The sequence below is a fragment of the Streptomyces sp. NBC_01431 genome (genome assembly GCF_036231355.1).
In the GTDB taxonomy this organism is placed as follows: domain Bacteria; phylum Actinomycetota; class Actinomycetes; order Streptomycetales; family Streptomycetaceae; genus Streptomyces.
In genome coordinates this window covers 8152387-8166444 of record NZ_CP109496.1, presented here as the reverse complement: position 1 = coordinate 8166444, position 14058 = coordinate 8152387, and the positions used below count along the sequence as shown (strand labels likewise).

Annotated in this window: 14 protein-coding genes and 2 pseudogenes; 7 read left to right on the top strand and 9 right to left on the bottom strand. The window is 66.8% G+C overall.

Features of this window, described 5'->3' with window-relative positions; all coding sequences use genetic code 11:
• Nucleotides 1-92 precede the first annotated feature (92 nt).
• The 3 genes and pseudogenes from OG522_RS37280 to OG522_RS37270 form a co-directional block, all read right to left on the bottom strand.
• A pseudogene (locus OG522_RS37280) lies at nt 93-1199 on the bottom strand (recombinase family protein); the annotation flags it as partial.
• Nucleotides 1181-1513 carry a hypothetical protein gene (locus OG522_RS37275; protein WP_329467416.1) on the bottom strand — a complete coding sequence of 111 codons (333 nt, stop codon included), beginning with the start codon at nt 1511-1513 and terminating at the stop codon, nt 1181-1183. The pseudogene OG522_RS37280 and the gene OG522_RS37275, both read right to left, overlap by 19 nt.
• Complete coding sequence (locus OG522_RS37270; RefSeq protein WP_329467415.1) at nt 1510-1938, bottom strand: helix-turn-helix domain-containing protein; 429 nt, start codon at nt 1936-1938, stop codon at nt 1510-1512. The genes OG522_RS37275 and OG522_RS37270 overlap by 4 nt, the downstream gene beginning before the upstream one ends.
• A 586-nt stretch (nt 1939-2524) precedes the next feature.
• Here OG522_RS37270 and OG522_RS37265 point away from each other — a divergent pair.
• The gene (locus OG522_RS37265) at nt 2525-2920 is read left to right on the top strand and encodes a DUF6193 family natural product biosynthesis protein (RefSeq protein WP_329467414.1); all 396 of its coding nucleotides are present in this window, start codon (nt 2525-2527) and stop codon (nt 2918-2920) included.
• Nucleotides 2921-2984: 64 nt separating this feature from the next.
• Here the strand turns inward: OG522_RS37265 and OG522_RS37260 are convergent, their stop codons facing one another.
• Nucleotides 2985-3230, bottom strand: coding sequence for a hypothetical protein (locus OG522_RS37260; RefSeq protein ID WP_329467413.1), 246 nt, complete (start codon nt 3228-3230; stop codon nt 2985-2987).
• A gap of 385 nt (nt 3231-3615) precedes the next feature.
• Between OG522_RS37260 and OG522_RS37255 the strand changes: the two genes are divergently transcribed.
• Complete coding sequence (locus OG522_RS37255) at nt 3616-4227, top strand: hypothetical protein (RefSeq protein WP_329467412.1); 612 nt, start codon at nt 3616-3618, stop codon at nt 4225-4227.
• 283 nt (nt 4228-4510) lie between these two features.
• Here OG522_RS37255 and OG522_RS37250 read toward each other — a convergent pair whose 3' ends face one another.
• The 3 genes and pseudogenes from OG522_RS37250 to OG522_RS37240 form a co-directional block, all read right to left on the bottom strand.
• A complete protein-coding gene (locus tag OG522_RS37250; RefSeq protein WP_329467411.1) occupies nt 4511-5635 on the bottom strand; it encodes an NAD(P)/FAD-dependent oxidoreductase in 1125 nt (374 codons plus the stop codon).
• A gap of 78 nt (nt 5636-5713) precedes the next feature.
• Entirely contained in the window at nt 5714-6427 is a 714-nt protein-coding gene (locus OG522_RS37245) for an alpha/beta hydrolase (RefSeq protein WP_329467410.1), read from the bottom strand.
• A 47-nt stretch (nt 6428-6474) separates the two neighbouring features.
• A pseudogene (locus tag OG522_RS37240) lies at nt 6475-8096 on the bottom strand (alpha/beta fold hydrolase).
• Nucleotides 8097-9094: 998 nt separating this feature from the next.
• Between OG522_RS37240 and OG522_RS37235 the strand changes: the two are divergent.
• Genes OG522_RS37235 through OG522_RS37225 form a run of 3 tightly spaced genes read left to right on the top strand, consistent with a single transcriptional unit; the run spans nt 9095 to nt 11767 of the window.
• Nucleotides 9095-9871 carry an ATP-binding cassette domain-containing protein gene (locus OG522_RS37235; RefSeq protein ID WP_329467409.1) on the top strand — a complete coding sequence of 259 codons (777 nt, stop codon included), beginning with the start codon at nt 9095-9097 and terminating at the stop codon, nt 9869-9871.
• Nucleotides 9865-11166, top strand: a complete 1302-nt coding sequence (locus tag OG522_RS37230; protein ID WP_329467408.1) for a DUF7224 domain-containing protein — start codon at nt 9865-9867, stop codon at nt 11164-11166. Before OG522_RS37235 ends, OG522_RS37230 begins: the two co-directional genes overlap by 7 nt.
• A complete protein-coding gene (locus OG522_RS37225) occupies nt 11153-11767 on the top strand; it encodes a hypothetical protein (protein WP_329467407.1) in 615 nt (204 codons plus the stop codon). Before OG522_RS37230 ends, OG522_RS37225 begins: the two co-directional genes overlap by 14 nt.
• 78 nt (nt 11768-11845) lie before the next feature.
• Here the strand turns inward: OG522_RS37225 and OG522_RS37220 are convergent, their stop codons facing one another.
• Nucleotides 11846-11992, bottom strand: a complete 147-nt coding sequence (locus OG522_RS37220; RefSeq protein WP_329467881.1) for a hypothetical protein — start codon at nt 11990-11992, stop codon at nt 11846-11848.
• Nucleotides 11993-12273: 281 nt separating this feature from the next.
• Between OG522_RS37220 and OG522_RS37215 the strand changes: the two genes are divergently transcribed.
• Nucleotides 12274-12414 carry a hypothetical protein gene (locus OG522_RS37215; RefSeq protein ID WP_329467406.1) on the top strand — a complete coding sequence of 47 codons (141 nt, stop codon included), beginning with the start codon at nt 12274-12276 and terminating at the stop codon, nt 12412-12414.
• 57 nt (nt 12415-12471) lie between these two features.
• On the opposite strand, the gene OG522_RS41425 is transcribed toward OG522_RS37215, so the two are convergent.
• Complete coding sequence (locus tag OG522_RS41425) at nt 12472-12693, bottom strand: DUF6000 family protein (protein ID WP_443074864.1); 222 nt, start codon at nt 12691-12693, stop codon at nt 12472-12474.
• A gap of 62 nt (nt 12694-12755) precedes the next feature.
• On the opposite strand from OG522_RS41425, the gene OG522_RS37205 reads away from it, so the two are divergent.
• Nucleotides 12756-13964, top strand: a complete 1209-nt coding sequence (locus tag OG522_RS37205; protein WP_329467442.1) for an IS701 family transposase — start codon at nt 12756-12758, stop codon at nt 13962-13964.
• Nucleotides 13965-14058 lie beyond the last annotated feature (94 nt).

The following is a 14058-nucleotide window of genomic DNA, read 5'->3' as shown; positions in this document are numbered from 1 at the left end:
GCCAGCAGTTCGTCGCTGGATGCCTTCCCGGCGGTGGCGTGCTGGCCGGCGAGGAGGACGTCGGGACGCAGCAGGATGTCGCGGACCTGAGCGATGACGAAGGCGTCCAGGACATCGGCGCGGATGTTGCGTTCGGTGCAGCGGCGGTCGCTGCCGCCGGCGCGGATCGGGTCGTGGTTGCGGCAGTAGTAGTAGTAGCGGTGGAAGGCGCCGTTGCGGCCACGCATTTTGTGGCAGTTGGTGCCGACGTGGCAGGAGCCGCATTTGACCAGTCCGCGCAGCATCCACTGTCCGGGCTCGGTCCGGCGCGGACTCCACTTGCTGTTGTCCCTGCTCACGGTGCCGACCGCAGTGAACGTCTCCTCGCTGATGAGCGCGGGCACCGTGATGGCGATCCAGTCCTCCCGTGGCCTGGGGATCTGGCGGGGCCGGTGTCCCGGGCGCGGGTCGGGGACCGAGGTGGTGCGGTTGAAGTAGACCCGGCCGACGTATGCCTCGTTGTGCAGGAGCCGGGCGATGGTGGAGGACCCCCAGACGCCGTTGCCCTTATTCGGGGTGGGGATGCTGTCGGTGGCAAGCCCGCGGATGATCTCGCGCATCGACAGGTCGCGCACCGTGTAGTCCTCGAAGATCCGCCGGACCACTGCGGCCTCCGGCTCGAAGACCTCCAGGTGAGCGGCCCGTTCGCTCTCTCGGGCAAGGCGCCGGTAGCCGTAGGGCGTGCGCCAGGAGATGACCTCGCCGGCGCGGGAGCGGAAGAGTTTGCCGCGCCGGTAGCGTTCAGCGATCTTGGCCCGCTCGTACTCGGCGATCACGCCCTGGACCTGCGTCAGCAGGACTGCCTGCGGATCATCCGTGACCGGCGGGGCGTCGGTGAAGCAGACTTTCACCCGCAGGCGGGCCAGCTCGTCCAGGACGACGACCTGGTAGGCGTAGACGCGGGCGAGTCGGTCCGGCGACAGGCACCACACCCGCTCGAACAGCCCGGCCTCGGCCGCGTCCCGCAGCGCGTCCAGGCCCGGTCGGTCCAGGCGGGCTCCCGAGCAGCCGTCGTCGGTGAACTCGGCGACCAGCTCGTCGCCTTCGGCGGCCACCCGTTCGTGCAGCAGGGCCAGTTGAGACCCGATGGTGCCGCGGGCCTGCTGCCCCTCGGTGGATACCCGGGCATAGAGCGCGGCCCTCACCGCACCCACCCCCATGCCTGATCGCTCCCGAAGTCGAGGCGGTCGGCGGCCTCCAGCAGCATCGCGAACACGTCGGCAAGCGCGTCCGTTCGCGGGTCGTGGTGCGGTGACCATGCAGGTCGACGCGCTCCGGACACCTCGGCCCTAAAGTCCGTCTCACCGGCCGGCCAGGAGATGAGTCCGGCCAGTCCGCGGCGGGCGAAGCGGGCCGCAGCCAGCGAGGACGGCGTCCTGCCATGTTCGATGACGTGGCAGCGGAGCAGTTCGTACTCGGCCTGCGCGTGCTCGCCGGGCAGCGGGAACCAGCCCTGCCCCGGCGACGTGGTCATGGCCGCCGGATCCGTTCCACCGTGCGCCGGTGCAGCAGCACACCGAAGATTCGTTCCACCTCGCCGGCCAATTCCGCACCCGAGACACCCGCGGGCGCCGCCCGGATGAAGGCCACGATGTCCTCGGTGACCTTGACCGGGCCGTGCCGTCCCGGCCGCCCGTCCAGCAGACCCGTCATGCCCGCCCGGGTGAAGGACGACTTGACCAGGTAGAACGCCGAACGTGAATAGCCGTGGGCCGCCGCTGTGGCGCTCACGCTCCAGCCCTCGATCACATGCGCACGGAGCATCTCGTACTTGACCTGGACCTTGTCGTGGGCCAGGAAGAAGCCGCCCTCCGCGAACAGCGGCGAGGTGACCGTCTCCGGGTTCGGGTGCAGCAGTCCGGAGGTTTCCAGGGCCTTCAACCTCGTCGGTTCGCTCATCGGCCCCGCCTCCTACTTCGGAAGGTAAGGCGACCGCGGGGCCGTGTCGACCGTTTCCCGCCGCACTCTTTGAACGCGCCGGAACTACCAACGGCGCACGCCCTGTTGACGGCTGCCCGTACCGAATCCCGAGGCCGTGAAGCGGTGCTTCTCGCTGAACACGGCGGCAACAGTCACTACACATCTGGGACCCTCTCCACGATGGGCCGCCGAAGACGTCGACGGTGCTCAGGACGCGAATACAGCCCCTCCACCGGCTCCCCGGACGCCAGCGTGACCGTCAAGTACAGCTTTGTGTTCCGTTGGTGTCGCTGAAGGGCGACAGCTACCGCATGCGCGGCCGCGACCTCGGACGGGTTCCCGCCGCCAACACCGGGGAATGACCAACATCAACTGACGCAGTGGGGGTCACTTTTCACCCGCCGGACTCGGCTCACTTTTCAAGCGTCGCCGACAACAGGGAAGGACTGTGCGAGTTCGATCACGCACGCCCCCTGCCAGTGACGGTCACCGGGCCTTCCGGTGAGATGGTGATCGCTTCCCGGAGCTCTTGACGGTGCCGAGGCCCGAGGACACCTTGAGACACATGAGCAACCAGACCTTTGAGGCCGAGGCTTCAGCGGCGTGGGACGGGCTTCTGGTGCAATACCGGCCACCGGAGGCACCCGACGACTGGGCGTCGCGTTCGATGTGGCCTCTGGTCCAGGCGGCCGCTTCCGTGCCCCGGCTTCGCTCGCTGTATCCGTGGACCTCGCACAGCAGCCTGAATTTCTCCTTGTCACAAAGTTTTCGCGACTGGGGTACGGAGGGGTTCCCCGGCATCCATGCCGGGCCCGGTCTGTACTCCGTTCTGGCGTTTCCCTGGCGGGACAACCGTGTGCTGCTGGCGACCGCTGACTCCACTGAGGCGGTCACATTCGTGGATCAGTGGTTCCGTGACAACGCCGCCGGCCAGGAACCCGGGCGCCGAAGCGAGGAATGACTTCGAGACTCGCCTGGTGCCGGTCACCGTCCCCATGGGGACTCGTGACCACGGGGGTGGGGAATTACGCCGACACGAAACCGCGGATCGTGGGGAATTGCGCGACCGTCGACAGCACGATCTGAACGACGGCGACGACCGGGATCAGCGCGTAGAGGACCGGGTAGGCGCGGGCGATGTCGAAGATCCCGGCGAACAGCCCGACGAGAGGGAAGTACCAGGTGGGCAGCCCCTTCAGGGCAGCGCCCTCGACGGCCTGAGCCCGAGCTTCAGCGTTGACCGGCATCTGAATCGCGACCGTGGCACTCATGGTGTTCCCCTCACCCTTTTCCCAGCGACCCCGCCGGCCCTTGCCGACACCACTGATACTCCCGTCGAAGAGCCACCCGGCGGCAGAGCGAAGAATCCCGACTGCCCCAGGACAAATGTCCCGGCCGCCCGGCCACTAGGGGCCGGTGAGACGCCCGTGAGGTGCCAGCTCCTCGGTGTGATCTACTTCCCGCGCAGATTCGGACACTTCTGTGCGAGCCCGCAGGTGCCCCAGCGTGGTTCCGGGTTCGAACGGCGCTTGTACCTGTGTGTACCTGCCAGAGCCGCGTTGGGGGTGCACGCCGACATGAGCTGTCCCTGGTGGGTGCCATGATCGGCCCTTGCCAGTGTGAGCGCGCTGGCTTCGCGACTCGGGGGTGGCTCGTATGAACACATGGCAGGAGCTTTCAACGCTGGTGGAGGAGCGGCTGAGGGCGAGGTCGTCCGGGGAACGCGGTGTTTTCACTGCCGGTGTTGCGGAACGGCTCATGAGCCGGCACGAGGCGCTCCCCGAAGACGAGCAGGCCCTGTTCACCTTGGCTCTTCGCCCCCTGCTGAACTCTGTGTGGGAGGGCGTTCTCGGTGATACGACTGCTTTCTCGGCAGTAAAGCGGGGTGTCGCCCAGTACATGCTCAGCGATTACTGCCACAACGACGGCCAGGACGGGCCCGATGATGCGGACGAGTCCGCCGCAGCGGCGGCGTTGCATGCCGCGCACGCCTATCTGTTCGGCTGCCACGACTTCGCCAGCTGGACCAGTCGCCGGGCGGTCGAGGCGGTCGATCAACACCTTGAGTACCTGGCCGAACAGGACGGCGGCGAGCTCGTCCCTGATCCGGACGAAGCGCTGGCCTCTGAGCTGCGGCGGCAGTTGCGGGATCTCGACCTCATCGCGAAGTACTCGGCAGATCTTCGCTACTCCAGCATGGGACTGCCCATCGACACCTCGATCCGACTCCGCGTAGAGCTTCGAGTTCCTCTCTCCAGCCGGGCGTGAGCGCCCGAGAAACCTGATGCGGTGAGCATGGGCGTTGCGCAGGCCCGTCCGAAGCGTCCTCACCTCCTGTAGACAGACCGGCGCTTCTCGAACGCTTCCACGGCCTGCGCCGGCCGGCGCCGGTGAGTTCGTAGTGGCGGCGGGCGGGGCGGCGGGGGTGGTGAATGCGGTCAACAAGCCCAAGCCCATCCGCATCCGGATGCAGCCGCAGACGATCCGCCTCGCCCCCGCTGCCTTGCGCTGATCGCAGACAAGAATGCCCATCGCAATGGCACTTGGGCTGTCACGGGAGGAACCGCTCCGGGCGGAAGTCCGCAAGTATCTCATCTCTCGTCCCGATGAGGATCTCCGAAGCAAGCAGCCGGCCGATTACCGGCCCGAGCGTGATGCCGCTGTGGGAAACGGCTTCGTAGTAGCCCGGTATGGACGGCACCGCTCCCACCGAGGGGAATCCATCGGCGGGGATGGGCCGGTCGGCCACCCGTGTCTGTGCGATGCGGGAGGTGCCGAGCTCGGGGACGACGTGCCGTGCCAGTTCGTGGAGCCGGTGTGCGAGTTCCGCCGGATCTTCGCCGGTGTCGATGAGGGCGTCGATCTCGCGGCTGTGGAGGACCACCGACGCGTCTCCGTCAGGACGGATCTCGATGTGAGGCGCGTGCATGGCTCGGCGCACCGGGACCTGAGCACAACTGATCCGGGTGACGACGCCGGGTTCCCGGCGCATCGGCAAGTGCCGTGCAACGAGCCCTGCGACGTGGGAGGCGCTGGGGCCTGCTGCGTTCACGACGACGTTGACGTCGAGTCGGCTCCCATCGGATAGAGCAACTGTCCGGATGCTCCCATCGGTACCGGCTCCGATGTCACAGACCGCGATGCCGGACCGGAGTTCGGCGCCGGATGCGACGGCCTGGCCGACCAGGTGGCGGACGAGGTGACGTCCGTGCACCCAGGCTTCGTCGGGGTAGAAGACGACTGGAACGTCGCCGGGCACTGTGAGAGCAGGTTCGAGGCGGCGGCGCACCTCGGCCCCCGTGTACACCTCGGCGCGGTAGTCCCAGCCAGCCAGCAGGTCGGCAGTCTTCAGGAGCTTCGCTTCCGCAGCTGGATCGTCTGCCCAGCGCAGATGACCGCTGGGATGCCACCAGGAGCCTGGCCCGATGGTCCTGGCGAGCTCACGGTAGGCTGCCATGCCCGCGACGTTCAGGTCGAAGTAGGACTTGCGTGCGGTCTTGTTGCTGGCGTTGGCCCATGAGAACGACCAGTTGGTGACGCCCTCGCCCGGCTGTCCTGCATCAATGAAGACCACCTTGGCGCCGTGCCGGGAGAGGTTCCAGCCCACGCTGGCCCCGAGGATGCCCACTCCGATGACAGCAACAAGTTCAGGCGACTTTGCGGACCCGATCCTCACGACGGCCCCTTCCCAGATCACGGGTGACTTCCGTTTCCAGCATCCAAGACCGCACTACAGCCCACCAGTCGCGGAACGTCACAGATCACCGGTTCCGACACAGCGTGTGACGCCTTCATCGGGTCGCCGCAACGTGTTGGCGGCGAGCAGTTCCTGCAAGAGTCCAACGACGAGATCGGGCTGTCCGACGAACGGGGAGTGGCCCGTCTGCCACTCGCGCACGTCGGTGCAGCGCGAGGCCATCTTCCGCTGCAGGACCGGATCAATGGCCAGGTCCTGTGCGCAGACGATGTAAGTGGAGGATGTGTGCTTCCAGCTGTGGTGTTCTGGGATGCCTCGTCCGCAGCCGGGGGCTTGGGCACGCAGGAGACCAACCGCCCAGGCCGCGAGAGGTTCGGGACAGCCGCCGTAAAGGACGTCAGCAGCCCGGTCGGGGTGCAGGCTGGTCGATCCGTCGGACTCAGGCTTGATCGCGTCCTGGAGCTGCAGGGACGCGCCACCCAGATTGGCCGCGCTCTCGCCGGCATCTGACACGAAGGCCGCCAGATAGACCAAGTGCCCCGCCCCGCGCACCCCGGTGATCACTGACCCTCCGTAGGAGTGACCGAGCACAGTGGGAGGCTCAGGTAGCGAGTCGATGACAGCCTGGACTGCGGCTGTGTCAGCCGACAATGAGCCTCGGTGAAGCTCGGGAACGAGGACCTCGGTTCCTGCGATCCGTAGGCGTTCTGCCACCAGGGCGAAGTGTTCGGGACGGTGATACAGGCCATGAACGAGCACCACGGCGGCCAATGCGCGCGCCTCCTCGGGTCGGTGTCAGACGTGTGATCCAGGGCCGGTCAGCCGTATCGTTGCAGCAGTCCGTCCACGTACGCCTCCAGCCGTTCTCTCAGTACCTCGGACGTCAGATCGTCCCGCCCCAGGTCACGCCACGGCCCGGCCAGCTTCGCCGCGTCGGGGCAGTAGTGCAGGGCGTCGAGCAGCCGCCAGTACAGGTGGCCGGCGTCGTCGGCAAGGTCGCGGCCGCCGTGCGCTTCGTACCGCTCGCGAAAGTCCAGCCCGTACGTCGGCCCGTGCAGCAGCGCGAGCGCGGTCGAGCAGTGCGCCACGTCCAGGTCGGCAGGTCCCCACGAGGTCTCGACCCAGTCCACGACACCGCTGATCCGCAGCCCCGGCCCAGCTCCCGTGAAGAGCACGTTCCCGGGGTGGAAGTCGCGGTGCAGAAAGCAGCCTTCGTAGGCGGCGGGTCGCGGCGGATCACATCCACGGCCCGCTCCCACAGGGACCCGTCCGGTGCGCGGACACGCTCCGGGGTTGTCCACGCCTGGTACGTGCGCGGTCTTTCGGCCGGTACAACGCCGTGGATGCGGACGAGCTGGGCCGCGAGCAAGTCCAGGCGCAGGTCGAGGTCGTCCGCATCCACGCGGACGCGGCCCGGCAGCGCGGACATCAACAGCATCGGGTGGTCGCAGTGTTCGGCCGTGGCGTCCACAGCGACGAGACCGGGCGCCGGGATGCCTTCCTGCCCGGCGAACAGCGCCAGGACGGACGCCTCGCGGGTCAGCAGCCCGGCCGCCGCTTGGCGGAAGAACGGCTTCACGAAGGTCCGTTGCACCAGGGCCGTAGCGTCGTCGAGCGTGAGCCGGCGCATCTGGGAGCTCCAGCCACCGGGCAGCAGGCGGGAGTCGGTGACCGAGCGGCCGTGGCCGAGCTGCTTCGCCACCCACTCACGCGTCGCCGTCCAGCCACGGTCGTCAAGGCCGCTCAGCACCGCCTCAACGAACTGCAGCCGGTCATCGCCGTGCTCGCGGAACTACAGCCCCAGCTGGTGCTGGGCGTCCGGTAGGTCGAACCGCGTGTACTGGGCGCGCGCGGCCAGCGTGTCCTGTACAGCCTCGGTCACCGCCGCCGGGATCACCGCGTCCGTGCCCGGCACGGCGAGGACCGCCCGGCCCTCGTACGCCCGCAGCACCTCAAGCGCGGGCGCCTCCCGCCAGCTGTCCGGCCGCCGGATGATCCCGCTGAACCGACCGTTACCGTCCCCGAAGGGCACGTCCCACGCTTCGGCGGTGTACACGCCGGGTGCACACAGCCCCAGGGCCGTCACCCGATCCCCATAGTGCTGGACGAGATCCGCCACCGTCTGCCCACTCATGCTGAATCCCACCAGGACCAGCGGCCCGTCTGCTGGCGCGTACGCGTCGATCACCGCTACGGCCTGCTCGAACCGTCGCCGCAGACTTGACTCGCATAGTTTGCCGGTGCTTTCGCCGTGCCCGGAGAAGTCGAAGGCGATTCCTCGTCAGCCGTGGGCCACGAACTCCCGCACCAGCGGCAGCAGTCGCTCCGTGTTGCTGGTGCCTGCGCCATGCAGCACGACGGCGGTGGCCCCGGCGGAATCACCGCCATACACACCGCTGAGTCGTTCGTCGTCGTGGTCGTGTGTGAAATCGAAGAGCATGCCCCCTATTCACTCACGCGGGGGCCTCCGTTCCTCGAAAGTGTCGCTGGAAGCATCCGACACTGGGCTCCGCTCTTCGAGCGGCGGCTGAGTTCGACGGCGTACTGCGCGCGGGGGGGGCGCCCGCGGCGGCGGCCCAGCCCGGTGGCCGCTCCAACGGAGATGCCGCGGACCTCGCTGACGACAGCGGGGGGCAACTGCGCTGCGAGGTCGATCAGCACGCTGTTGCGTCCGCGCCGGGAGGGCAGGCGGGACGGTTGAAGGAGGGAGAGTGAGTCGCCGGCACTGCCGTGAGCCCCGGGGCCTGTTGCCACGCCACCTGGACCGTTGCGCGAACGCATAGTTGGCGAGTTCGCGCGGTTCCTGGGCACCCTGATGCGAATCATTTTGCTATGTACCGATCGATCAGGTGCATATCCCCCCAACTTTTCAGACATTCTGTAACTTCGTAGAACGCTCAAACCCTGCAATTTTGACGGCGCCAACCGATTTCGAAACCCCGTTTTTCGTGCGCATGAAGCATGCTAAGGTCGTGATTCGCACATGGGGGGGGCGAAAATGCTTCGTCTCTACTCTCTACTTCCCAAGGGGGGGAAATGAATTCTTTCGTAACTCGAATAAAGGGTAAGACTGCGAAGGGTGTCGTCATTGCAGCCCTGGCGGTTGCAGCAGTCGGTCTTACCGCGCCGACGTCGAGCGCCTCAAATGAGAGCACTTGGCAGGCAGGGTGCCGGGGGTACTGGTACTCGACGTCCGGTCACGGTTACTGCTATGACGCGAATACGTACATCAGTTCGTCCTGGTACACGAACTACGACTGCAGCGCCGAGATTGATGCGCACCACTCCACCACGCTGTACAACGGCTACGAAGGTAAGTACGACACGTACGAGTGCACGTTCTCGATAAACAAGACGAGTGTATACCAGTAGTTCACTAACGTCGTGGTGGGCCCGCCGTAACGGCGGGCCCACCACGCATTTCAGGGAATTCAATCTATGACGACTCACTCTGTCGCTCAATTGACGGCCCTTACGCAAGGGTACGGACGCCGTAACATCATCGACGATCTCACCCTGTCCATTCAGCCGGGTGTCACAGGGTTGCTGGGCCCCAATGGGGCAGGCAAGACAACACTGTTCCGTACCCTCGCCACGATCGCGCCACCACAGAGCGGAGAGCTTCAGCTCTTCGGTAAACCGGTTACCAGCGAACGAGAAGCACGGCGGGTCCGCCGCCGCATCGGCTACCTGCCCCAGGACTTCGGCTACTTCCCGGCATTCTCCATCATCGATTTCGTCCGTTACTGTGCCTGGCTGCGCGAGGTGCCAGCCAAAGATGCAGACTCCGCCACCCACGAAGCTCTGGCTGCCGTCGGGCTCAGCGACCGAGCCCGCGACCGTATGAAGTCACTGTCCGGCGGCATGCTGCGTCGCGCCGGGATCGCTGCAGCCATCGTTGGTTCTCCATCCCTGCTCCTGCTCGACGAGCCCACCGTTGGACTCGACCCAGCGCAGCGCCTCGACTTCCGTAGCCTCATCCGTTCCCTCGCTCGCGCCGGTGCTGCCATTGTGCTCAGCACTCACCTCGTGGAGGACGTGGGTGCCGCCTGTGACACCGTCCTTGTGCTGAGCGATGGCCAGGTGGTCCACAGCGGTACGCCGCAACAGCTGGCACAACTGTCTACCCCCACGGCTCCGGGAGACAGCCCGCTTGAGCGCGGCTACATGACTGTCCTGGGTAACCGCGGTTCGGCCGAGGAAGCTACATGTTGAACGCCTATCGCATTGAACTGCGACGTTCCCCCCTTCTCACTGCCTTTCCCGTGATGATCGCCGTGGACCTGGTGGTGCTCTTCGGACGGACCCGGTATTGGATCGGTGTATGGCCCGAGGCGAGCGTGGCGGCACAGGTCGTCACTCTTTTCCTGGGGCCCGTCCTCGCCGGCGTCTCTGCCTGGCAGGCTGGCCGCTCGTCCCGAGCGAAGATGCCCGAGTTCCTTCTCGCGGCGGCCCGGCCGAGTTGGCGGATCGAAGCTGCACGGTTGGCCGCGACACTCACGCTGGGATTCCTCGCATACGCGGTCGGGTGTCTTGTCGCCGCAGCAGTCTCGTTCGGCGACGCAGGACCAGGATTCCTGTGGCCGTCCTACCTGCTGTTGGGGGCTTCGACCCTGATCATTTTCGCGTCCGTAGGGCATTTGGCCGGCCGATGGTGGCCGTCGGCCGGGTTCACACCCATCGTGTGCGCGCTGGGCTGTTTCATCAGCATGTTGGCACTGCCGTTCAAATTCAATGTCCTTGCGGGGCCGCCCGACACATACATGCGCCCGCTGCCGGTTGTGCTTCGCCTGCTGTGCGCTCTTGCCCTCGCTGTGCTGGCGGTGACGGCGCCGCCGACGAAGCGGAAGGCCGATGACCAGATGCCCGGCCGGGGGCTGCCACGCCACATCCGCGCTGTTGCCGTCGGGGCGGTGGTCTGCGCCTTTGGCGCTCTGGCCGCAGCTCCGGCCGCTGGAGAACTGCGCGTGGAGCGCCCAGCATCGGCGACCACGCCGCTGTGCGACCGTGCCGGCGAGACCGCTCCGCGCGTGTGCGTCTGGCCCGAGCACCGAAAGTACCTGCCGGACCTGACCCGCATGGCACAGCGCCTTGGCCAGACCTCCCAACCGGGGATCAAAATCCCGGCCTGGTTCTATGAATTCGGACTGCAACGCACCCAGTTGGGCGACCGAGGGTTCGACGTCACCGAAGGCCACGTACGCGCTGCGGCAATTGCCATGGCGCACCAGGTCTTCACCGAGTCGTTCGGCCGATGCCGACCGCCCCGGAAGGAAATCCAGGCCTGGCAAGCAATCGACAACATCCATCTGTGGCTGGAATACCGGTCCATGGGCCAGGACCCCGCCGTCGCTGACAAGGGGCTCCACGTCGAAGGGGTCTCCGAGGCCCAGCGCGAGGCTGCCAACGCTGTACGGATGCCATCAGTCCAACAACAGCAGTGGGTCGCGCAGGAGCGTAGCCAACTTCTTCGAGACACCTCCTGGTGCACGCCTGATGAACCACGCTGACCTGCTTCGCTATGCGCGAGTTCACCGAGGCGGAGGGGTCCTCGCTGCAACGGCAGCGGTTGCCCTTCTGTCGGCACTCTTCGGTGGCACACACATTGCGCTTCCCTCCATCGGCAGTGGAGGCCTCACCACAGGCGTGCCCTACCGGCAGGAGCTTCCGCTCCTGTCGGCCGTCTTCCTCACCGCCACACTCGGCGGAGCGATGTCGGCACACGACGAAATGGGCGCAGTCACAATGCACCGAGTTCGTGGCATGTACTGCATCGCCTTGACGCTGACGACCTGCACTCTCTCTTTCGTCATGGAGACGCTGGCTGTCGGGCCCGGCGCCGGGGTCATCTTCGTTCGATCCGTCCTGATCTGGCTCGGCATGGCCCTGCTCTCGGCTTGGTTGCTCGGGCAGCCACTCGCTTGGGCCATCCCCCTCACTTCAGCCTTCTTGCTGGTCTGGTATCCCCTCAACTGGTGGGACTGGACCGCTAATCCGGCCGCTGACCCGTACAGCTGGGCTGCGGCCGCACTCGCCCTATTCGTCGGTAGCGCTGCGACCGCAGCGACACCCTGGCGAAGGAAAGTCATCTTTCGCAAAAGGAAGACATAAGCGACGCGACAAGTACGGAGTGATCGGGCTCGAATAGCGCTACTGCCCGGCTTAACCTCGATCGTTCATGAGTCCCCGTCAACTTGCTGACGGGGGCGTTGGGTTTGTGGGGTGGGGGTCTTCCCCGACCCGGCGCCCACGCGGCTGGGCCACGAGCGCCTCACGTCCGCCGGCCAGCCACTTCGCCCACGCGTTGTCCACGGCCTTGAGCGAGACCTGGAACACCGCCGCGATATCCTCGCGAGTCCGGCCCGCCACCAACGCGGCCACCACCCGCAGCCGAAGGGCATCCTGCGCCGACGGCGACAACTGCCGTGCGTCCCCCACCAGTTCACTCACGCAGGGATCAACGACCCAGAACCCCAACCGTTTCGGACCAATAGCGTAGGAGACAGAACCACCGGACACCCAGCCGCTTGAGTAGTCATCGTTTTGAACCCTCACCGTTGTCTTGTGTGACACGTCCGCCAGGTCTCCGTCAGGTTGAGCGCGGCAGCGGAGGGCGCGTGCCCAACCGGCACTCCGGCTGGGCACCTGCGTCCGTCCTCGCCGACTTCACCGGCACCAGCATCAGCAACGCCATCCGCTGGACCGGATACGCCAGACGCGACTGGCTCGACTACATCGCGTCCCGCACACAGATCTGACCGCTCCCGTGAGCGCCGGGCATGGTCCAGTGAGACCACCAGAAGATGGGGGCTCTATCATGCCTCGGCGCATTCGTCGACGAACGCACAAAGCCGACGGATGAGGCTCAAATTGGAGGGGGTGGGGTCCGAGTCGCTCTGCATGTGAGGTGCATCCTGGAGCCACTGCTGCCACAGGCCGCCCGGTTCCCGGAAGCGGTCGGCTTGACCACCTCCTAGTAGTGCTTGGTCAAGTTCGTTCGGCGGTGGCGTGTCTTCTTGATCGGTTGTGTCGTTGATCGTGTGTGCTGGGTGGGGAGTTGGCCGCGGTCCGGTGTGATCTGGAGGACTTCGCGGCGGAGATGTTCGAGCCGTTCGGGCGGGTGGATCAGCGTCGGTGGGGTGCGGTCTATCTGCGGGGGCTGCTGCTGGAGGGCGGGCGCAAGTCGGTGGAACCGATGGCCGCCCGGTTGGGCGAGGACGGCAACCGGCAGGCGCTGGCCCACTTCATCACGTCCAGCCCGTGGGACGCGGCACACGTGCGGGCCCGGCTCGCGTGGCGGATGCAGCCGGTCGTCAGACCGACGGCGCTGGTCATCGACGACACCGGGTTCCTCAAGGACGGGGACGCGTCCGCGTGTGTGTCTCGGCAGTACACGGGGACGGCGGGCAAGGTCACCAACTGCCAGGCGGGAGTGTCGCTGCACCTGGCGTCCGACAACGCGTCGGCGGCGGTGAACTGGCGTCTGTTCCTGCCCGAGAGCTGGGATCCGGCGTCGCCGAAGGCCAATGCGGCCAAGGTGGCCCGGCGTGGCAGGTGCGGTATCCCGGCCGGAGTGGGGCATGTCGAAAAGTGGCAGCTGGCCCTCGACATGGTCGACGAGACGCGGTCCTGGGGTCTTGATGTCCCCCTGGTCATCGCGGACGGCGGCTATGGCGACACCGCCGCCTTCCGCCTCGGCCTGGAGGGCCGCGGGCTCGACTACGTGGTGGGCATCTCGACCACGACCACCGCGCAGCCTGGGGACGCACAGCTGTGCATCCCGGCCTGTTCCGGCCGGGGCCGACGAGCGGGGCCGGCCTACCCAGAAGCGGCGAAGACGGTGAAGAGTCTGGTCCTTGCGGCGGGGAAACGGGCTGCGCGGCCGGTGCAGTGGCGCGAGGGCTCGCGGCCCGGGACCGGCCGCAGCGGGCACAAACGTATGTACTCCCGCTTCGTGGCCCTGCGGATCCGGCCCGCCGGACGCGAGATCCGCAAAGCCACGGCCGGGGGCGAGTTGCCGGTGCGCTGGCTGCTGGCCGAATGGCCGGCCGACCAGGACGAACCAGTGCAGTTCTGGCTGTCCAACCTGCCCGAGACCACCCCACTGGCCACCCTCGTCCGCACCGCGAAGCTCCGCTGGCGCATCGAGAACGACTACCGCGAGATGAAACAGGCCCTGGGCCTGGCCCACTTCGAGGGCCGCACCTGGCCCGGCTGGCACCACCACGTCACCCTCGTCTCCGTCGCCCACGCCTTCTGCACCCTCCAGCGACTGACCCGGTCCCCAAAAGAGACGGCGTCGGCCTGAGCCTCTACCGAGTCGTCCGCGAACTGCAGTTACTCCTCGCAGCCTGGACCGGCGCCTGCCCCACCTGTCACCGCAACATCCCCGACCCCGCACC